This window comes from Pseudomonas sp. 2995-1 (assembly GCF_002742505.1).
Classification (GTDB): domain Bacteria; phylum Pseudomonadota; class Gammaproteobacteria; order Pseudomonadales; family Pseudomonadaceae; genus Aquipseudomonas; species Aquipseudomonas sivasensis.
On record NZ_LJSA01000196.1, the window covers coordinates 25,124 to 45,405 of the forward strand.

The 20,282-nt window shown below is 60.4% G+C and carries 17 protein-coding genes and 3 pseudogenes; 3 read left to right on the top strand and 17 right to left on the bottom strand.

Translation table 11 applies throughout. The features are described from left to right. Nucleotide 1: 1 nt before the first annotated feature. From AOA61_RS01320 to copC, 9 genes are all read right to left on the bottom strand, one after another. Entirely contained in the window at nucleotides 2-892 is an 891-nt protein-coding gene (locus tag AOA61_RS01320; protein WP_032889948.1) for an aldose 1-epimerase, read from the bottom strand. Then, entirely contained in the window at nucleotides 892-2,172 is a 1,281-nt protein-coding gene (locus AOA61_RS01325; RefSeq protein ID WP_032889946.1) for a TRAP transporter large permease, read from the bottom strand. Before AOA61_RS01325 ends, AOA61_RS01320 begins: the two co-directional genes overlap by 1 nt. A gap of 1 nt (nucleotide 2,173) precedes the next feature. Beyond that, nucleotides 2,174-2,701, bottom strand: coding sequence for a TRAP transporter small permease (locus tag AOA61_RS01330; RefSeq protein ID WP_032889944.1), 528 nt, complete (start codon nucleotides 2,699-2,701; stop codon nucleotides 2,174-2,176). Between the two features lie 63 nt (nucleotides 2,702-2,764). After that, nucleotides 2,765-3,727, bottom strand: coding sequence for a TRAP transporter substrate-binding protein (locus tag AOA61_RS01335; RefSeq protein ID WP_032889942.1), 963 nt, complete (start codon nucleotides 3,725-3,727; stop codon nucleotides 2,765-2,767). 56 nt (nucleotides 3,728-3,783) lie between these two features. Continuing rightward, a complete protein-coding gene (locus tag AOA61_RS01340; RefSeq protein WP_099600955.1) occupies nucleotides 3,784-4,659 on the bottom strand; it encodes an SMP-30/gluconolactonase/LRE family protein in 876 nt (291 codons plus the stop codon). A gap of 30 nt (nucleotides 4,660-4,689) precedes the next feature. Next, nucleotides 4,690-5,508, bottom strand: coding sequence for an NAD(P)-dependent oxidoreductase (locus tag AOA61_RS01345; protein ID WP_095184371.1), 819 nt, complete (start codon nucleotides 5,506-5,508; stop codon nucleotides 4,690-4,692). A 223-nt stretch (nucleotides 5,509-5,731) separates the two neighbouring features. Then, a complete protein-coding gene (locus tag AOA61_RS01350; protein WP_032889938.1) occupies nucleotides 5,732-6,994 on the bottom strand; it encodes an OprD family porin in 1,263 nt (420 codons plus the stop codon). A gap of 257 nt (nucleotides 6,995-7,251) precedes the next feature. Beyond that, nucleotides 7,252-8,109, bottom strand: coding sequence for a copper homeostasis membrane protein CopD (copD, locus tag AOA61_RS01355; protein WP_099600956.1), 858 nt, complete (start codon nucleotides 8,107-8,109; stop codon nucleotides 7,252-7,254). Between the two features lie 3 nt (nucleotides 8,110-8,112). Continuing rightward, on the bottom strand, nucleotides 8,113-8,478 hold the full coding sequence (gene copC, locus AOA61_RS01360) for a copper homeostasis periplasmic binding protein CopC (RefSeq protein WP_032889934.1): 366 nt from the start codon (nucleotides 8,476-8,478) through the stop codon (nucleotides 8,113-8,115). 116 nt (nucleotides 8,479-8,594) lie between these two features. Between copC and AOA61_RS01365 the strand changes: the two genes are divergently transcribed. Then, a complete protein-coding gene (locus AOA61_RS01365) occupies nucleotides 8,595-9,215 on the top strand; it encodes a TetR/AcrR family transcriptional regulator (protein WP_032889933.1) in 621 nt (206 codons plus the stop codon). A gap of 183 nt (nucleotides 9,216-9,398) precedes the next feature. Here the strand turns inward: AOA61_RS01365 and preA are convergent, their stop codons facing one another. The 3 genes from preA to hydA all read right to left on the bottom strand — a co-directional run bounded on the left by preA (nucleotide 9,399) and on the right by hydA (nucleotide 13,636). After that, complete coding sequence (gene preA, locus AOA61_RS01370; protein ID WP_099600957.1) at nucleotides 9,399-10,673, bottom strand: NAD-dependent dihydropyrimidine dehydrogenase subunit PreA; 1,275 nt, start codon at nucleotides 10,671-10,673, stop codon at nucleotides 9,399-9,401. Continuing rightward, nucleotides 10,673-12,040 (bottom strand): NAD(P)-dependent oxidoreductase, encoded by a 1,368-nt coding sequence (locus tag AOA61_RS01375; RefSeq protein WP_099600958.1) that lies wholly within the window; start codon nucleotides 12,038-12,040, stop codon nucleotides 10,673-10,675. The genes preA and AOA61_RS01375 overlap by 1 nt, the downstream gene beginning before the upstream one ends. 156 nt (nucleotides 12,041-12,196) lie before the next feature. Then, nucleotides 12,197-13,636 carry a dihydropyrimidinase gene (hydA, locus tag AOA61_RS01380; RefSeq protein WP_099600959.1) on the bottom strand — a complete coding sequence of 480 codons (1,440 nt, stop codon included), beginning with the start codon at nucleotides 13,634-13,636 and terminating at the stop codon, nucleotides 12,197-12,199. Between the two features lie 590 nt (nucleotides 13,637-14,226). Between hydA and AOA61_RS01385 the strand changes: the two genes are divergently transcribed. Both AOA61_RS01385 and AOA61_RS01390 read left to right on the top strand, forming a co-directional pair. Beyond that, nucleotides 14,227-15,708, top strand: coding sequence for an NCS1 family nucleobase:cation symporter-1 (locus AOA61_RS01385; protein WP_032889926.1), 1,482 nt, complete (start codon nucleotides 14,227-14,229; stop codon nucleotides 15,706-15,708). Nucleotides 15,709-15,733: 25 nt separating this feature from the next. Next, the gene (locus tag AOA61_RS01390) at nucleotides 15,734-17,017 is read left to right on the top strand and encodes a Zn-dependent hydrolase (protein WP_099600960.1); all 1,284 of its coding nucleotides are present in this window, start codon (nucleotides 15,734-15,736) and stop codon (nucleotides 17,015-17,017) included. Between the two features lie 140 nt (nucleotides 17,018-17,157). Here AOA61_RS01390 and AOA61_RS32105 read toward each other — a convergent pair. The 5 genes and pseudogenes from AOA61_RS32105 to AOA61_RS01415 all read right to left on the bottom strand — a co-directional run. Continuing rightward, nucleotides 17,158-17,259: pseudogene (locus AOA61_RS32105) on the bottom strand (transposase); the annotation flags it as partial. A 197-nt stretch (nucleotides 17,260-17,456) separates the two neighbouring features. Further along, nucleotides 17,457-17,558 (bottom strand): annotated as a pseudogene (locus AOA61_RS32110) (transposase); the annotation flags it as partial. A 198-nt stretch (nucleotides 17,559-17,756) separates the two neighbouring features. Continuing rightward, nucleotides 17,757-17,858, bottom strand: a pseudogene (locus tag AOA61_RS01405) (transposase); the annotation flags it as partial. 198 nt (nucleotides 17,859-18,056) lie between these two features. Then, nucleotides 18,057-18,515, bottom strand: a complete 459-nt coding sequence (locus AOA61_RS01410) for a transposase (protein WP_095184376.1) — start codon at nucleotides 18,513-18,515, stop codon at nucleotides 18,057-18,059. Between the two features lie 342 nt (nucleotides 18,516-18,857). Continuing rightward, nucleotides 18,858-20,276: an efflux transporter outer membrane subunit gene (locus AOA61_RS01415; RefSeq protein WP_099600961.1), complete on the bottom strand. Its 1,419-nt coding sequence runs from the start codon at nucleotides 20,274-20,276 to the stop codon at nucleotides 18,858-18,860. Nucleotides 20,277-20,282: the final 6 nt, after the last annotated feature.

A 20,282-nucleotide genomic window follows, 5' to 3' on the forward strand; every position in this document is an offset into this window, starting at 1 on the left:
GTCAGGCCGCCATCGGGGGCAAGCCCCTTCCCACATTTTGAATGTATTTCAGGGTGAAGTTGAGTTGGACCGACTGATTGTGTTCCAGCAGTTTCAGGCCCGGCCGTCCCGCCAGGTGATGAGCATTCACCGGATGACTCACCGGCTCGATGCAAAAGAACCCCAGCCCCGGCGGGCAGTACAGCAGGAAGTAATCGGCCCCGCTGGCCTGGCATTCCAGCGTATAGCCCAGGTCCGGCTGTTCGATCCGGCAATACCCGTCCCACTGGCAAAAGCCGTTGTCCACCAAGCCTTGGGGCAGGGCATTCATTTCCTGGAAATCCCACTCGTTCGGCACCGGTGCCAAGCCGGTCGGCAGCTTGGACGCGTCACTCATCCACACCTGCGCGGCCTTGGCCTGCAACCGGGTACCCGGCCGACGCGGAAAGTACGGATGCAAGCCCACGCCATGCCACGCCGCTGTTTCGGCCAGATGGGTCACGCGCAGTTCGATATGCAAGGCCCCATCGCTCAAGTGAATCCGCTGCTCGGCGCGATAGGCAAAAGGCGTCTCGCAGACCACCTCCAGCACCACTTCATCTGCCGACTGGCTGACCACCTGCCACGCTTGTTGCCAGGCCGAACCGTGAATCGGCAGCGGATCGGTCAGGCTGTTAGGCGTGAGCACCAGCCAACCGTCGGGGTTATCGAAACCGCCGTGGGCAATGCGGTTGGACCAGGGCACCAACGGATAGCACCCCAGCTTGCCCGGCAAACCGGTATGGATTGCCTGCTCATCGTTATGGCGCAGCAACGGCTGCCCGGTGGCGCGCACCGTCCAGTTGACGATGCTGCCGCCCACGGCCGGATTCAAGGTGAGGTGGGTCAGGTTGTCTTCAAGTTCAATCAGCATTACAGCACCACGCTCGGCAGCCACAGCGACAATGCTGGAATGTACGTCACTGCTATCAGTACCAGGAACAGCACGGCATAAAACGGCACCAGCGCCTTTACGGTTTTCTCGATGGTGGTTTTGCCCACCGCTGCTCCGACAAACAGCACCGCGCCCACCGGCGGGGTGATCAGACCGATGCCGAGGTTCACCAGCATGATCATGCCGAAGTGCACCGGGTCGACGCCGATACCCAACACCACCGGCAACAGGATCGGCGTGAGGATCAGGATCAGCGGCGCCATGTCCATCACCGTGCCGAGCAACAGCAGCATGGCGTTGATGCACATCAGGATCACGTAGCGGTTGTCCGACAGCGTCAGGAACAGCGTGGTGATCTTCGCCGGGATCTGCATCAGGGTCATGATGTAGCCGAAGCTGGCGGCGAAGGCGATCAGGATCATCACGATGGAAATCGTGCGCACCGTGCGGTGCATCAGCTTGGGCAGCTCGCGCCACTTGTAGTCGCGGTAGATGAACATGGTCACGAAGAACGCCCACAGCACCGCAATCGCGGCGGACTCGGTGGCAGTGAAGATGCCCGAGAGGATGCCGCCGAGGATGATCACCATGGCCATCAGGCCCCAGAGCGCATCGGCGGCAATCTTCAGCGCCTGCTTCAGGGGGATGACTTCGCCTTTGGGGTAGTTGCGTTTCTTCGCGAAGATCAGGCACAGCACCATCAGGCACGCGCTCATCAGCAGGCCCGGCACCACGCCGGCCATGAACAGCGAAGCGATGGACACTGTGCCGCCAGCCGCCAGGGAGTAGAGCACCGAGTTGTGGCTGGGTGGCGTGAGTAAGGCCTGCACCGAGCCGCTGACGGTCACCGCCGTGGCAAATTCCCGTGGATAGCCACGGCGCTCCATTTCTGGAATCAGCACCGAGCCCACCGAAGCGGTGTCCGCCACCGACGAGCCGGAGATCGCGCCGAAAAACGTCGAGGCCATGATGTTCACCAGGGACAGCCCGCCGCGCACAAAGCCCACCAGCACCCCGGCAAACGCCACCAGCCGCCGCGACATGCCGCCCTCGGCCATGATCGCCCCAGCCAGCACAAAGAACGGAATCGCCATCAGCGAAAACTTGTTCACCCCGCCGGCCACCTGAATCATCAGGGCCTGGAACGGGATATCGATCCACCACGCGCCGATCAGCGCCGACAGCCCCAGGGCATAGGCCACTGGCATGCCGATCAGGATCAGGGCGATAAAGCTGCCCAGCAGAATCAATGCGTCCATATCAGGCAGCCCCTTCGTTTTCTTCTACCAGGTCGAAGCGCACCACGCGCCGGTTGCTCTGGTCGCCCAGCAGCAGTTTTTCCAGCACGAAAATCAGCGTCAGCACGCCCCCGATGGGGATCGGCATATAGGTGATACCCACGCGCAGGGTGGGGATGGCGCTCATGAACTGGTTCCAGGTGGACAGGCACAACTTGGTGCCCCAGATCGCCATGAACAGGCAGATTGTCGCCATCAGCAGTTGCGAGAAAATGCCGACGATTCGGCGTTGGGCAGGTGGCAGGCGGTCCGTGACCATGGCCACCGACATGTGCGCCCCGGCACGATAACTGGCGGCTGCGCCGATAAAGGTGAACACCAGCATCAGCAGGATAGCGGTGGGCTCCGGCCAGCTGGAACCGGTGCCGAGGATGTAGCGGGCAAAGATGCCCCAGGGAATGATCAGTGCGACCCCGAGGACCGAGAGACCGGCGACCCAGATGCAGGTCATGTAGATACGGTCGTTGATGCGCAGCAGTAGATTCTTCATGGCGTTCACCGTCACCGGGCGCGTCGATGCCGACCGCGCCAGGCCTTGTCAGGGAATGGGGCGTTACTGAACGGCGTCGATACGCTTGATGATGTCGGCGTAAGGCGCGCCGTACTTGGCTCGCACCGCGGCGGTGGCGTCGTAGAAGGGTTTTTTGTCGACGGTGATGAACTCGACCCCGGCCTTCTTGAGTTTTTCCTCACTGCTGGCGGACTTGGCGTCCCACAGCACGCGCTCATCGGCCTGGGCGACTTTGGCGGCTTTTTTCACCATGTCCTGCTGGGCGGGAGTGAGTTTGTTCCAGGTGATTTTCGACATCACGATGGGCTCAGGCAGGATCAGGTGTTCGGTGAGGGTGTAGTACTTGGCGTTCTGGAAGTGGTTGTGTTCCAGCAGGGTGGGCGGGTTGTTCTCCGCGCCGTCGATGACACCGGTCTGCAAGGCACTGAAGATCTCGCCGGTGTCCATGGCGATGCCGTTGGCGCCCATGGCGTTGAAGGCGTCGATGAACAGCGGGTTGCCCTGCACGCGGATCTTCATGCCCTTGAGGTCTTCGATCTTGCGCACCGGTTTCTTGGTGTAAAGGTTGCGCGTGCCGCCGTCCATCCAGGCCAGGGCCACGAGGCCGAACTCGGAGTCGGTGATCTTGGCGAGGATTTCATCGCCGATCTCGCCGTCGATGACCTTGCGCATATGCGCCTGGTCGCGGAACACGAACGGCAGGTTGAAGACGTTAACATCCGGCACAACCGGCCCGACGATGCCGAGGCTGACGCGGGTCATCTGCACGGCGCCCACTTGGGCCTGTTCGACCACTTCTTTCTCGGAACCCAGCACGCCGCCCGGGAAGTACTTGAACGTGAGTTCGCCGTTGCTTTCCTTGGTCAGCGCCTTGCCCATGTTTTCTTCGGCGACCACGGTGGGGTAGCCAGCGGGGTGGATGTCGGCGAATTTGATTTCCAGCGCGTGAGCGGCGCTGCTGAGGGTGAACACTGCGGCGGCGAGCAAGGTGCGTTTGAAGTCCATTGGGGGTCACTCCTGTCTTGTTATTTTATTGTTGTATTCAAGGCACAGCGATGCAGCTAGAGGGTGAAGGTGGGCTCCGGCAATCCGGTGACGCCGGGGTTGAGCGCAAACACGCCGCCGGCGATGGACTGGTCGCTCTGGTCATCACGGATCGAGGTGACGAAGAGGGTGTCCAGCCGACTGCCGCCGAAGGCGCACATGGTGGGTTTTTTCACCGGCACGCTCAGGGAGCGATCCAGGCGACCGTCGGGGGTGAAGCGGTGGACCAAACCGGCGTCGTTGGCGCAGATCCAGTAGCAGCCTTCGGCGTCAACCGCGGCGCCGTCGGGTCGACCCAGGAAATGGTTCATGTCGACAAACACGCGGCGATTGGACGGCGTGCCGGTCTCGATGTCGTAGTCGAAGGCCCAGATCTGCTGCACCAGCGGGTGGGAATCGGAGGCGTACATCGTGCGGCCATCGGGGCTGAAGGCCAGGCCATTCAGGGTGATGAACCCGTCAAGTTGGGCGTGGGGCGCTGAACCGGACGCATAACGGTAGAGGATGCCTTGCGCCGCATTGGCGCTCATGTTGAGCACCATGCTGCCGGCCCAGAAACGGCCCTGGCGATCACAGCGGCCATCGTTCATGCGCATGTCCGGGCGTGGGTGTTTGACACTGGCCAGAGGGGTGGTGTCGAGGCTGCCGTCGTTGTGTGCGGTGAGTTGGAAAAAGCCGGTTTCCATGCCTGCGACCCAATTGCCCGCATTGGTGCGGGCGATGCAGGCAAGCATCTGCGGGGCTTTCCAGGCGGCGACATGGCCGTTGCCGGCGCTCCAGCGCTGCAGGCCGCCGTTGGGAATATCCACCCAGTACAGCGCGTTTTCCTCAGGCACCCATACCGGGCATTCGCCCACGGCATTGCGGGCGTCGACGATCAATTCAGCAGTCATGGCAACTCATTCCCTTGGGTTGATGTGAACTCAATCACCGAACGGCCCGGCTGCGCAGAATGCGCCACCCTGATAGATTTTTGCCGGGTCATCGGCAGCCACTGGCGGCTGGGCTTCGACCTGGGCGCGGAACACTTCGGAAGTATCCTTGGGCACAAAACCCAGGTGTGCGGCGTGGCGGTTGTCCCACCAGGTGTCGAGGTTATCCGACATGCCGTAGACCACGGTGTGGCCGACGTTCGGCGTGTACAACGCGCGTTCGAGCAGTTGAGTGAGGTCGTCGAAACTCAGCCAGGTATGCATCATCCGGCGGTTCTGCGGTTCCGGGAACGAGGAGCCGATACGGATGCTCACGGTCTCGATGCCGTAGCGGTCGAAGTAGAAGCTGGCCATGTCTTCGCCATAGGACTTGGACAGGCCGTAGTAGCTGTCGGGGCGGCGTGGGGAATGGGCGTCGATGGTTTCGGTCTGCTTGTAGAAGCCGATCACATGGTTGGAGCTGGCGAAGATCACGCGCTTCACGCCATGGCGGCGGGCGGCTTCGTAGATATGGAATGTGCCGCTGATATTGGCACCGAGGATTTCTTCAAACGGACGCTCCACCGAGACACCGCCAAAGTGCAGGATGGCGTCGACGCCTTCCACCAAGTGGTGCACGGCTTGTTTGTCGGCGAGGTCGCACGGTTGGACTTCCTCCGAGGCATCGGCAGCCGGGGCCATGGCGGCGATGTCGGACAGACGCAGTACTTGGGCATAAGGGCGCAGGCGCTCGCGCAGGACTTTACCGAGGCCACCGGCGGCACCGGTGAGCAGCAGGCGGTTGAAGGGAGCGGGGGTGGTCGTGGTCATGGGGATTCCAAATTTTTGTTGTAGGTTGTCGTATGACTATGCCGAAGTATTGTTAGGGAGCCCCCAGGTTGTCAACGTTCTTGCGGACAGAGTGCGGAGCAAAATGTGGGAGAGGGCTTGCCCTCAATGAGGGCGTGCCAGTGAATGCATCTGTTACTGACCCACCGCCATCGGGAGCAAGCCCCCTCCCACAGGGGATTTTCTTGGGCTGGGAGACTGAGCTCTACAGCAGGGAGATTGGATAGCTGATAAAGATCCGGTTTTCGTCGAATTCGTTGGTGCTGAAATCCCGACGCATGGTCGAGTTCCGCCACTTAACGTTCAGGTTCTTCAGCGCACCGCTCTGCACGGTGTAGGCCAGCTCCGACTCACGCCCCCACTCCTTGCCATCAGTGATCGCCCCGGTGTGCACGTTGCTGCCGCTGATGTAGCGGTTCATCAGGGTCAGCCCCGGTACGCCGAGCACCACGAAGTTGAAGTCATGTCGCACCTGCCAGGATTTTTCCTTGGCGTTGTCATAGCTGGCGTTGTAACTGTCGTTGGCCAGGGTGCCGCCGCTGGTGCCGTTGACGCGCATCCACACGCTGTCGCCGGTGAGTTTTTGCAGGCCCACATAGAAGGTGTTGCCGCCGTATTTGGCAGAGAGCAGGGCGAAGGTGGTCTTGTTGTCCAGGTCGCCGGCCAGGGCGCTGCCGTCTTCCTTGCCGCTGAAGAAACCGAGGTTGGCGCCCAACGTCCAGTCGCCTACCGGCTGGCTGTGGGTGAGGTTGACGTAGCGCTGCTGGTAAATGTCGCTCAGTTCGGCGTACCACAGGCCGACCTGGGTGCGCTTGTCATTGAAGCTGTATTCGCCGCCGCCGAAGTTGAACCGGTCGGAGGTGAATGCCGCTTTGCCGTTCATGAACATGTCTTCCATGCTCGCGTCGTTGCGCGGGCTGTTGCCACGGAACTGGCCGCCGTAAAGGGTCAGGCCGGCGATCTCGTTGGACGTCACCTGGCCGCCGCGAAAGGTCTGGGGCAGGGAGCGACCATCGTCGGAACGCAGGATCGGCAGCACCGGCATCCATTCGCCGACCTTCAGTTCGGTCTTCGACAGTCGGGTTTTCAGCGCCACACCCAGGCGTCCGAAGTTGTCGGCGGGGCGGCCGTCATCGTGGATTGGCAGCAATTGGGTACCGCCAGTGCCTTTGCCGCCATCCAGTTTCTGGGAATACAGGCCCAACACATCAAGGCCGAAACCCACCGTGCCCTGGGTGAAGCCCGACTTGGCATCGAGAATGAAACTCTGCGTCCACTCTTCGGCCTTGCCTTGGGCGTTCGCCGGGTTGGTGAAATTGCGGTTGAAATAGGCGTTGCGCAGGTTGAGCGTGGCTTTGGCGTCGTCGACAAAACCTTCGGCGTGGGTGATGAGGGGCAGGGTGAAGGCCAGGCCGCCGAGACCGATAAGGCCGATACACGACGAGGAATTACGGGCGAATTGACTCACAGTGACGCTCCCTTTGATTTGTTGTTTTTATTATTTGTTATACGTCGTCGTACAACATCAGTGCGGATATTTGCGGGGTTTTCGTGGAGTGTCAAGCAGAAGTTATACGATGACTAAGTGAAGGCGGTAACAGTCAATGTGGGAGGGGCGGTGCGACGATTCGACTTGCCCCCGATAGCAGTGGGTCAGCCACAGATGATGTCGCTGATACACCGCCATCGGAAGCCAGGCGAATCGTCGCACCGCCCCTTCTATATTCAGTCAGCCAGGACCATCGGCGGCAAAGTGCCGAGGAGCGAAACAGCGGCTACTGCGCAAACACCCAGCAGCCACTCCACCATCACGCTGACCTTCAAACTGCCCAGCTGCTGTTCGCAACGATCAAGGCGCAGCCGGTTCAGCAGTGCCAGGGCCAACATGCCCAACACCAGCATCACCTTGATCAACAGAATCAGGGCAAAACCACTGAACAACGGCGTGGGCCACAGTTGCCCGGTCAGTACGCGCACATTGATCAAGCCAGTCACCAGCAGGCCCGCGACCAGGCCGTAGCCCACGCCACTGAAACGACGCAGGACAGGTGCCAGCTCATAACGGTTCGATTGCCTGAGGATCATAACCAGCAGCAATAACCCACCCAACCATGCACCGACGCACATCAGGTGCACCACCTGGTTGAGGATCAACAGCTGCCCGCTCAGCCCGTCGAGCATGGCGCCATGGCCGACCGGCGCGAGGGTCATCAGCAAGAGTGTGATCAGCGGCAGGCGCGGGGCCTTCCACGCGGTCATCAGGGCGATGGCCAGCAACCCATTTATCATCAGATGCCAGGTCCATACCTGGCCAAAAAAGGTCTTGCCCAGCACCAACTGCACAGTTGACGGTTCCAGCGCCGCCGCCCATGAGCCCGCCATGCTGACGGTGATCAACATTAACCAGATCACACCCGACGCGAGGGCCGTCCATGCCAGGCCACGGGTCATGCGCAACAATTGTCGGTCCAGCACGGGCTGCGGTTTGGCGCCCAGGAGCCAGGGCCTGAACACACAGGCCCCGAACATCAGCAACACGACGATGAAATGCACAAAGCGGCACAGCACCAGCAGCGTCGCCATGGATTATTGGCCGACCTTGAAGCTGTATTCGCCGTTGCTCTTGTGGGTGTCGACCGAGACGGCATTCCACACCACCTTGTAGTTACCGGCCGCCAATGGCGCGGCCGGGGTGACGACGAGGGTTTTCTTGTCGGCGCCTTCGGTATCCAGTCCCTTGATGGCGATTTCGGTGCCGTCCTTGCTCAGGGATACCTTGGTGAAGGTGGCTTCGATGCCTTCGCTGAAGGTCAGGCGCAGATCCTGGGGGGCCGTGACAGTGCTGTCTGCCGCAGGCGTGGCGCTTTTGAGATGAGCATGGGCAAATGCTGCGGAGGCACCCAGCAGGGAGGCGAGCAGGGCGACAGTGGTCAGGGTTTTCTTGATCAACATTGTGCAATACCCATCAATGGTTAGGAGCGGGCAGTGTACGAAGTTTCGACTGCGCCTGTCGCCCCGATCTAGAGCGGGTGGTAGTCTTTGGCGTATGTCTTTGTCAGGGAGCCCTTATGGGCAATCACAAGATCGGAATTCGTCGGATCAACGTCGAAAAAATCCTGCTGGCGGCGGAGAAAATCTTCGCCGAGAAAGGCTACGGCAGCACCGCCATGGCCGACATTGCTGAAGAAGCGCAATTGCCGCGCTCCAACCTGCATTACTACTTCACCACCAAAAGCGAACTGTACAGCGCCGTGCTGTTCGACCTGCTGGAGGTGTGGAAACAGGACGCCCTGAGCTTCGAAACCTTCGATGACCCACGGGTGGTCCTCAGCAGTTACATCCGCGCCAAGATGCAGCGCTCACGCACGCGGCCCTATGGTTCGAAGGTCTGGGCCAACGAAATCATCCACGGCGCACCAACACTCGGTGAGGCGCTGGACGAGAGCCTGTACGACTGGGCCAAGATGAAGGAAGCGAAAATTCGCCAGTGGGTGGAAGACAAACGCATCCTGCCGGTGGAGCCGTCGAGCCTGCTGTATATGATCTGGGCATCGACCCAGCACTATGCCGACTTTGACCACCAAGTGAAGATTTTGAATGATCACCAGCCGTTGTCGGATATGCAGTTCGAGAAGGCGATCCAGACGGTGACAGGTGTGATTTTGCGCGGGATTGGGTTGGAGCCTTGAGTGGGATGGGGGGGCTGAGGGCCTCATCGGGAGCAAGTCGAATCGTCGCACCGCCCCTCCCACCTTTACTGCATTTTGTCTGAAAGAATGCAGACAACTGTGGGAGGGGGCTTTACTGCATTTTGGCTGAAAGAATGCAGACCATTGTGGGAGGGGGCTTGCCCCCGATAGCGGTCTGCAGGCCTACACCGCCTCCCGGTAGGGATTCCTCGGATCCTGCGTCCAATTCAAAAACGGCTTGCCCGTGTCGATAGGCACCATCTCGATACAATCCGCCACTGGGCAGGTGATCTGGCACAGGTTGCAGCCCACGCATTCATCATCGATCACCTCGTACTTATGCGTGCCGTCCACCTGCTTCAAGCTGGCGATGGCCTGGTGAGAGGTATCCTCACAGGCAATATGGCAACGCCCACAGCCAATGCACGCCTCTTGGTCGATCTTGGCGATCACCTGGTAGTTGATGTCCAGGTACTTCCAGTCCGTTGTATTGCCCACCGCGCGCCCGGAAAACTCTTGCAAGCTCGCGTAACCCTGGCTGTCCATCCACCGCGACAGCCCGTCCTTCATCTCCTCCACGATGCGAAACCCATGCAGCATCGCCGCCGTGCACACTTGCACCGCGCCGCAACCGAGGGCGACAAATTCAGCGGCGTCGCGCCAGTTGCCGATGCCGCCAATGCCGCAGATCGGCAGGCCTTTTGTCTGCTGGTCGCGGGCGATTTCCGCGACCATGTTCAAGGCAATCGGCTTGACCGCCGACCCGCAATAACCGCCGTGGGTGCTTTGCGTACCGACGATGGGGAGGGCGACCATGCGATCCAGGTCCACGCTGGTGATGGAATTGATGGTGTTGATCAGCGACACCGCGTCCGCACCGCCGCGATAGGCCGCCCGCGCCGCCACACGGATGTCGGTGATGTTCGGCGTGAGCTTGACGATCACCGGCAGCGAGCAATAGGTCTTGCACCAGCGCGTCACCTGTTCCACATACTCCGGCACCTGGCCTACCGCCGCGCCCATACCGCGCTCGGGCATGCCGTGGGGGCAGCCGAAGTTCAGCTCGATACCGTCGCAGCCGGTGGCTTCCACCAGGGGCAGAATGTTTTTCCAGGACTCTTCAACACACGGCACCATCAGCGACACGATCAGCGCGCGGTCGGGCCAATCCTTTTTCACTTGGGTGATTTCCCGCAGGTTGATTTCCAGCGAGCGGTCGGTGATCAGCTCGATGTTGTTGATGCCCAACACTTCACGGTTGGCGCCGAAGTGCGCCGAGTAACGTGACGACACGTTGACCGCTGCGGGGTCCTCACCCAGGGTCTTCCACACCACGCCGCCCCAGCCTGCTTCAAACGCACGCACCACGTTGTAGGCCTTATCGGTGGGCGGCGCGGAGGCCAGCCAGAACGGGTTGGGGGCTTTGATACCGGCGAAGACAATCGAGAGATCGGCCATTACGCAGCCTCCACATTGAGCATGAGTTGGGCGTGCATGGCTTCGGCGGCCAGCTTGCCGTGTTGCACTGCCTGTACGGTGAGGTCCTGGCCGAGGCTGACGCAGTCGCCGCCGGCGTAGACCCCAGGGATGCTGGTGCGTAGCTGTTCGTCGACGAAGATGCGCTCGCCCACGCGGTGCAGCTGTTGCGCCAGGGGATCGTGCAATGCGTCGTTGTCGAAGCCTTGACCAATGGCCTTGAAGATCGCATCGGCAGCCAGTTCGAAGGTTTCCCCGGTGGGGCGCAGGCGGCCGTTTTCCACGCGGGTGCGGGCGAAGCGCATGCCACGTACGTGGCCCTTGTCATCCAGCAGCACTTCTTCGGGCTGTGCCCAGGTTAACAGGCGCACCTGATTAGCCTTGGCGATGTCTTGTTCATGGTGAGTGGCGCCCATATCGGCAAGGCCACGGCGGTAGACGAGGTTCACATCGCGTGCGCCGAGGCGGGCCATTTGCACGGCCATGTCGATGGCGGTGTTGCCGGCGCCGAGCACGATGCAGCGGTCGGCCAGGGGCAGTTGAGTCAGGTCATCGGCCTGGCGCAGCTCGCGGATGTAATCGGTGGCGGCGAGCAGGCCGGGGGCGTCTTCGTGGGGCAGCCCCAGTTGTTTGCTGGCGGCGAGACCCAGGCCGAGGAATACCGAATCGAATTGCTGATGCAGTTCGCTCAAGGTCAGGTTGTCACCCAGGCGCTGGCCGTGGCGGATTTCGATGCCGCCGATTTGCAGGAGGAAATCCAGTTCCTTCTGGGCAAAGTCGTCCACCAGTTTGTATTTGGCGATCCCGTATTCATTCAGGCCGCCGGCTTTTTCCTTGGCTTCGAAAATCACCACGTCGTGGCCATGCAGGGCTGCGCGATGGGCACAGGCCAGACCGGCTGGCCCGGCGCCCACCACGGCGATGCGCTTGCCGGTGGAAGCGGCGCGCTGGAAGGGGTGTTCGCTGAAGTGCGCATTGTCGATGGCGTAGCGTTGCAACAGGCCGATCAGCACGGGCGCGCATTCTTCGCTGTTGTTACGCACGCAGGCTTGTTGGCAGAGAATTTCGGTGGGGCAGACCCGGGCGCAGCTGCCGCCGAGGATATTGGCCGAGAGGATTTTCTGCGCTGCGCCCTGGACGTTGTCGGTGTGGATATTGCGAATGAACGACGGGATGTCGATTTCGCTGGGGCACGCGTTCACGCACGGGGCGTCGTAGCAATACAGGCAGCGCGAGGCTTCCAGTTGGGCCTGGCGGGCGTTGAGGGGCGGCGCCAGGTCGGTGAAATGGCTGGCGAGGGTGGCCCCGTCTTCATGAGGATGGGGGAGGTGGGTCAGGGTCTGGATCACGGTGTTGGCCTCACGGTTTTTTTGGATTGCCTCTAAGTGGGCATTTTTGTTGCCTGTACTGGCCTCATCGGGGGCAAGCCCCCTCCCACATTCGACCGAGTTGTATCTGAATGAATGCGGTCAAGCGTGGGAGGGGGCTTGCCCCCGATGGCGGTCTCAGCGCTTCACAGCAACCGGCCTGGAATGCTCGGCCCGCTTGCTCAACTGCTCAAACACCGACGGATACGCCGGCCGTTCCACATACCGTCCGGCCCCGCGTTCGGCGCGCAGGTCGCCATCGGCCCAGACCAGTTTGCCCTGGCTGATGGTGTGGCTCGGCACGCCGTGCACGGTCTTGCCTTCGAAGATGTTGAAGTCGACCTTCTGATGGTGCGTCTTGGCGGAAATGGTCCGCGTGCCTTCGGGGTCCCACAGCACCAGGTCGGCATCCGCACCCACGCGGATCGCGCCTTTGCGTGGGTACAGGTTGAAGATCTTCGCGGTGTTGGTGGAGGTCAACGCGACAAACTCCTGCATCGACAGGCGCCCGGTATTGACGCCTTCGTGCCACAGCAGCGCCATGCGGTCTTCGATACCGGCGGTGCCGTTGGGGATCTTGCTGAAATCGTCACGCCCGGCGGCTTTTTGCTCGGCGCAGAAGCAGCAGTGGTCGGTGGCGGTGGTGTGCAGGTTGCCCGATTGCAGGCCATGCCACAGCGCTTCCTGGTGCCCGCGCGGGCGGAACGGCGGGCTCATCACATAGCCGGCGGCGGTTTGCCAGTCGGGGTGTTGGTAGACGCTGTCGTCCAGCAGCAAGTGGCCGGCGAGCACTTCGCCGTACACCGCCTGGCCCTTGCCACGGGCATAGGTGATTTCATCCAGCGCTTCTTTGGTGGACACGTGCACCAGGTACAGCGGCGTGCCGATCGTCTCGGCGATACGGATCGCACGGCTGGCCGCTTCACCTTCTACCTGGGACGGGCGCGACAGCGGGTGCGCCTCCGGCCCGGTGATGCCCTGGGCCATCAACTTGCGTTGCAGGTGATACACCAACTCGCCATTTTCGGCATGCACGGTGGGCACGGCGCCGAGTTCCAGGCAGCGCTCGAAGCTGGCGACCAGGGTGTCGTCGGCCGCCATGATTGCGTTCTTGTAGGCCATGAAGTGCTTGAAGCTGTTGATGCCGTGATGGCTGACCAGCTCGGCCATTTCCTCGCGCACCTGTTCGCTCCACCAGGTGATTGCAACGTGGAAGCCGTAGTCGGATGCCGATTTTTCGGCCCAGCCGCGCCATTGGTGAAACGCTTCCATCAAGGACTGCTGCGGGTTGGGGATCACAAAATCGATGATGGAGGTGGTGCCTCCGGCCAAGCCCGCTGCTGTGCCACTGAAAAAGTCTTCACTGGCCACGGTGCCCATGAAAGGCAGTTGCATGTGGGTATGGGGGTCGATGCCGCCGGGTATCAAGTATTGGCCGCTGCCATCGAGTATTTCAGTGCCGGCGGGAATATCCAGATCCGTGCCAATGGCGCGAATTAGACCGCCTGCGCATAACACATCGGCGCGGTAACTTTCATCATGGGTAATAACGGTAGCGCCACGGATCAACAGCGACATGTCGAGTTCCTCACAGGCTTGACCGGCTTGTGCCAGTTCTAAGTGTTGTAATACTGCTTCCGACGGTCGGTTAATTCCTGTCATCGGTGACAGGAATAGAAACTAGCCCGAGTTTTTCGATTGAGCAAGAAGATTTTTAATAAGCTTATATCCATATTAAGTATCTGATTTATAAGGATTAAAAATTAAAATCACCAAAATGTAGCGGTCTCTCACCATTTTGACGCACTTGACAGGATCTCAATATGAGCAACATTTCTTATTGCAAATCAGACGGTTGAGATATGCCTCTTGACGGGGCTGGGAAATAAAAATAATTGTGTTGCACCAGATTGAGTCCTGACAGTTCGGGCAACTTCTACGTTATTCGGCCTGAGTCACGTGGCAAGTACCGCAGGTTCAATCGGAAAGCTGATTAACATCAGTCAGTTATATGAGCGGTAAGGGTGTAGTGGCGGTTTTCGGCACGGTTATTGAGTGCAGAAACGGCTGGCCGGGCCCGTGATGTCATGTTGTTTACGAGGTACTCCGGCCACCTGCACTCACCACGCAGGTGAGCAAAAATAATTCGAAAAAACCGTGGAGCGGCCATGCAACAGAACAGATCGCAAGTCATAGAACGCAACGGCCTGTACGAACTCGACGCCGGCCCCGACGTCCTCGACAGCCCTCGCTATAACCACGACATGGCACCGACCAAGGTGCATGAACGAACCTGGAACAAATGGCACATCACCGCGCTGTGGGTCGGCATGTCGATCTGCGTGCCCACCTACACGCTGGGTGGGGTGCTGACCGCTTACTTCGGGTTGTCGGTGGGCGAGGCGCTGATGGCGATTTTGCTCGCCAATATCGTGGTGCTGATTCCGCTGACCCTCAACGCCTTCCCCGGCACCAAGTACGGCATTCCGTTTCCGGTGTTGCTGCGTTCGTCTTTCGGGATCCTCGGTTCCAACGTGCCGTGCCTCATCCGCGCGCTGGTGGCGTGCGGCTGGTTTGGTATCCAGACGATGTTTGGCGGACTGGCGATTCACCTGTTCCTGGGGTCGATTTTTGAGGGGTGGAAGTCCCTAGGCGGCACCGGTGAAGTGATCGGCTTCATGATTTTCTGGTGCCTGAATTTGTGGGTCGTATTGCGTGGCGCCGAGTCGATCAAGCGCCTGGAAACCCTGTCGGCGCCGTTGCTGGTAGCTGTGGGCATTGGCCTGCTGGTGTGGGCGATGCCGAATGTATCTATCAGCGAGTTGATGGCTATTCCTCCCAAGCGCCCTGAAGGGGCGAGCCTCACCGGTTATTTCATGGCCGGCCTTACCGCGATGGTGGGCTTCTGGGCCACCTTGTCGCTGAATATTCCCGATTTCAGCCGCTACGCCAAAAGCCAGAAGGATCAGATCCTCGGGCAGATTTTCGGCCTGCCGCTGACCATGTTTCTGTTCGCCGCCCTCGGCGTGATCATGACCGCCGCGTCAGTGAAGCTGGTAGGCGTCAGCGTGTCCGATCCGGTGACCCTGATCGGTCATATCCAGAGCCCGGTGTGGGTGGCCGTGGCCATGGCGCTGATCATCGTCGCGACCTTGTCCACCAACACTGCCGCGAACATCGTCTCGCCCACCAACGACTTCCAGAACATCGCGCCCAAGCTGATCAACCGCACCACGGCGGTGATCCTCACCGGCCTGGTCGGGCTGGTATTGATGGGCCATGAACTGCTGAAAAAACTCGGGCTGATCGTCTCGGATGTGAGCCTGGAAACCGTGTATTCCAACTGGTTGCTGGGTTACTCAAGTTTGCTGGGCCCGATCGCCGGGATCATGGTGGTGGACTACTTCATCACCCGCAAACAGCAACTGGACCTGGCCGGTTTGTACCGCGACGACGTATACCCGGCGTGGAACTGGAGCGGCTTTATCGCCTTTGGCGTGCCGGTGGTGTTGACGTTGCTGTCGTTGGGCAGTGATGCGTTCAGCTGGTTCTACAGCTACGGCTGGTTTACCGGTTCGGCGTTGGGCGGGTTGTTGTATTACGGCCTGAATGCCAGGCGCGGAATCAGCCCGGTCGTTGTCAATTCATAAGAAATACAAGCCTGAGGAGATCCCCATGAACGCTGCCCTTGACGTTCTGCAATCGACCCACCAGCACATCAACCGCGACCGCTTGTGGCAGTCGCTGATGGACCTGGCCAAACTCGGTGCCACCCCCAAGGGCGGCGTGTGCCGCCTGGCCCTCACCGACCTCGACCGCAAGGCCCGCGACCTGTTTGTGCAGTGGTGCGAAGACGCCGGTTGCACCGTGACCGTCGACGGCATTGGCAATATTTTCGCGCGCCGTCCCGGTCGTAATCCCAACCTGCCGCCCGTGATGACCGGCAGCCATATCGACACTCAGCCCACGGGCGGCAAGTTTGATGGCTGCTTTGGTGTATTAGCCGGGGTGGAAGTGCTGCGCACCCTGAACGATCTGAATATCGAAACGGAAGCGCCGCTGGAAGTGGTGGTGTGGACCAACGAAGAAGGCTCGCGCTTTCCGCCCTGCATGATGGGCTCCGGAGTGTTTGCCGAAAAATTCACCCTGGCGGAGACGCTGGCCAAAGTCGATGCGGATGGCGTGAGCGTGGGTGATGCGTTGAATGCGATTGGCTACGCGGGAACCCGTCCTGAGAGTGGGCACAAGGTCGGTGCGTATTTCGAAGCGCATATCGAACAAGGGCCGATTCTTGAGGATGAGAAGAAGACCATCGGCGTGGTACTCGGCGCCCTCGGACAAAAGTGGTTCGACCTGAAGCTGCGCGGCGTTGAAGCGCATGCGGGGCCGACACCGATGCACCTGCGCAAGGACGCCCTGGTAGGCGCGGCGGCAGTGGTGGCGGCGGTGAATGCGGCGGCGTTGGGGCATCAGCCCCATGCTTGCGGGACCGTGGGTTGCCTGCAGGCGTATCCCGGCTCACGCAACGTCATTCCTGGCGAAGTGCGCATGACCCTGGACTTCCGTCACTTGGAACCGGCGCGCTTGGATTCGATGATTGCCGAGGTGCGCAAGGTCATTGATGACACCTGCGCCAAGCATGGCTTGAGTTTTGAAATGGAACCCACGGCCGACTTCCCGCCGCTGTACTTCGACAAAGGCTGCGTTGACGCCGTGCGCGATGCGGCGAATGGGCTGGGCTTGTCGAACATGGACATCGTCAGCGGGGCAGGTCACGACGCGATCTTCGTCGCCGAGTTGGGGCCGGCGGGGATGATCTTTGTGCCGTGTGAGGGGGGGATCAGCCATAACGAGATCGAGAACGCCGCCCCGGATGATCTGGCGGCGGGGTGTGCGGTATTGCTGCGCGCCATGGTGACTGCATCGGCAGCCATCGCCAGCGGCAAACTCGCGGCCTGAAATGCCGGTAAACAATGTGGGAGGGGGCTTGCTCCCGATAGCGGTGTATCAGTTACAGATGAACTGACTTACTTACCGCAATCGGGAGCAAGCCCCCTCCCACATTTGAACGGTGTTGTTCCAGCAAATGTTGCCAGACGTTAGACCCAGATGGCATCCCACAGCGGGTGGTCGCCAATCCGCTCCACCAGGCCCGCTCGCAATGGATTAGCCACCACCTATCGGGCCATTTTCACGGTATTGCTGCGCGCCATGGTGGCTGCATCGGCAGCCATCGCCAGCGGCAAACTCGCGGCCTGAAATGCGGTAAAAAATGTGGGAGGGGGCTTGCTCCCGATAGCGGTGTATCAGTTACAGATAAGCTGACTGACCTACCGCAATCGGGAGCAAGCCCCCTCCCACATTTGAACGGTGTTGTTTTAGCTAGTGTTGCCAGACGTTAGACCCAGATGGCATCCCACAGTGGGTAGTCGCCAATCCGCTCCACCAGGCCCGCTCGCAATGGATTGGCCACCACCTATCGGGCCATTTTTACGGTATTGCTGCGCGCGATGGTGGCTGCGTCGGCAGCCATCGCCAGCGGCAAACTGGCGGCCTGAAATGCCGATAAAAAATGTGGGAGGGGGCTTGCTCCCGATAGCGGTGTATCAGTTACAGATGAACTGACTGACTTACCGCAATCGGGAGCAAGCCCCCTCCCACATTTGAACGGTGTTGTTTCAGCTAATGTTGCCGGACGTTAGACCCAGATGGCATCCCACAGTGGGTAGTCGCCAATCCGCTTGACCAGGCCCGCTCGCAATGGATTAGCCACCACCTATCGGGCCATTTTCACGGTGTTGTTGCGCGCCATGGTGGCTGCGTCGGCAGCCATCGCCAGCGGCAAACTGGCGGCCTGAAATGCGGATAAAAAATGTGGGAGGGGGCTTGCTCCCGATTGCGGTGTGTCAGTTACAGATAAGCTGACTGACTTACCGCAATCGGGAGCAAGCCCCCTCCCACATTTGAACGGTGTTGTTTCAGCTAATGTTGCCGGACGTTAGACCCAGATGGCATCCCACAGTGGGTAGTCGCCAATCCGCTCCACCAGGCCCGCTCGCAATGGATTAGCCACCACATACCGGGCCATTTTCACCAAGTCATCTTCCTTGCGTAGCGCCCGGTCATGGAAGCTCTCTTGCCAAAGCCGCCCCTTGCGTCCGCTTGCACCATTGACGGTCCTGGTGCTTTTTGACTTCACCTGGCACATCAAGTCCGCCAGCGAGCCTTTTTTCAGTTCAAGCAGCCAGTGGAAATGGTCCGGCATGATCACCCATGCCAGGGAATTGGCCAGCCCTTGGTACTGAGCCAGCCGAAATTGCCAGACCACTAAGCGAGCGAGATGGAAGTTGTTGAATATCGGTATGCGTTCGTGGGTGTTGGTGGTGATGAGGTAGATGCGGTTGGGTTCGCTGAAGCGGCCGATGCGCAGGCGGTGTGAAGCGGGTAAATCTGCCATTCCCTGGCCCTCTCTAGATGTGCTTAGAGAGGCTAGATTGGAGAGCACGAGGTTGATGGGCAGGCTTTTGGCAGGATGTGTCTGGACAGCCGCCATCGGGGGCAAGCCCCCTCCCACATTGGCTCAGCGGCCCTCATACATTATGTGTCTGACGCAGGACAAGTGTGGGAGGGGGCTCTGCGGTGCTTATATATTATGTGTCTGACGCAGAATCAGTGTGGGAGGGGGCTTGCCCCCGATGGCGGTATTTCATTCAAGGCATCATTAACTGACCCACCGTTACAGGGAGCAAGTCGCACCGTCCCACCCAGATCTAGAGCCGTGCCAGGTCCGAGAATGATGTCAGGCGCCAGGTTGCCAGCCGCCGCCGAGTGCCGTCAGGAGTCCTACACTGGCCTGCAACTGCCGCGTCTGCACCGCCTGCAATGTCCGTTGCGCTTGCAACGCCGCCGTCTGCGCCGTCACCACATCCAGGTAACTCACCGCACCCGCTTGATAACTGTTCATCGCCAATGATTGCGTGTGTTGCGCCGCGTCCGCCGCGGCTTGCTCATCCTGCGCTTCCTGCTGCAAATCCCGCAGTTGCGCGAGGTTATCTTCCACCTCGCGCACGGCCTTCAGTACCTGGCTGCGGTACTGCGCGGACGCTTCTTCAAACTCGGCCTTGGCTTGGCGTTCATTGGCATTCAGGCGGCCACCGTCAAAGATCGGCAGGTTCACCAACGGCCCCAGCGCCCAATACCGATTACCTGCCGACAGCAGATTCCCCACGCCTTGCGTTTGCCCGCCGATCAGCCCGGTCAAACTGAAATCCGGATACCACGCCGCCTTGGCTACGCCGATATTCGCGTTGGCTGCAAACACCCGGCGCTCTGCCGCCGCAATGTCCGGGCGACGTTGCAGCAGGTGGCTTGGCAGCTGCGAGGGAACCCCCGGCAGGGCGATCAGTTGCTGGCCGGGCGGCAGCGTAAAGTCGCTGGCTGCCACACCCACCAATTCACCGATGGCGTGCTCGGTGAGGTTGCGTTGCCCGCGTACCTCATCCAATTGCGCCCTGGCCTGCGCCAGTTGATTTTGCGCACGGGTCAGGTCCAGCTCCGAGGCTATCTGGCCCTCATAACGGCTGCGGGTCAGTTGCAGTGCCTGGCTGAAATCCTCCAGCGAGCCAGTAAGAATCCGGCTCTGCGCATCCAGCCCATTGAGCTGCACGTACAAGTTCGCCAACTGACGCTGCAAACTCAGGCGCGCCACCGCCAGGTCATCCCCGGACGCTTGCGCCTGGGCGTCACCGGCCGCGACCTGATTGCGAATTTTGCCCCACAGGTCCAGGTCGTAACTCAATGAAAAACCGGCGGTGTTGCTGTTGTACACCGACGGCTGCGTCTCCCCCCGTAGCGGCCGCGAGTCAGATTGGCGCTGGCGCAACGGTTCTGCGCTGGCGGTAATCTGCGGGAACAGCCCGGCATGTAACTGACTGGCATAGGCTTGGGACGCATCGAAGTGCGCCAGCGCTGCAGCCAAGTCCGGGTTGGCCTTGAGCAATTGCTGTTGCAGGTCATTTAGGCGCGAATCGTTGTAGAGCTTCCACCATTCGGGAGCCAGTTGGTCGGACGGCTGCGCGCTGTGCCAGTTGCCGTCGCTGGTCTGTTCGCGGTAGTTGGCTGGCAGGTCAATCGACGGCACCTTGTAGCTCGGCGCCATCGAGCAACCTTGCAATACCAGCAGCGTCAACGCAGCGAGTGGTTTAAGCCCTGTGCGCATGCGCAC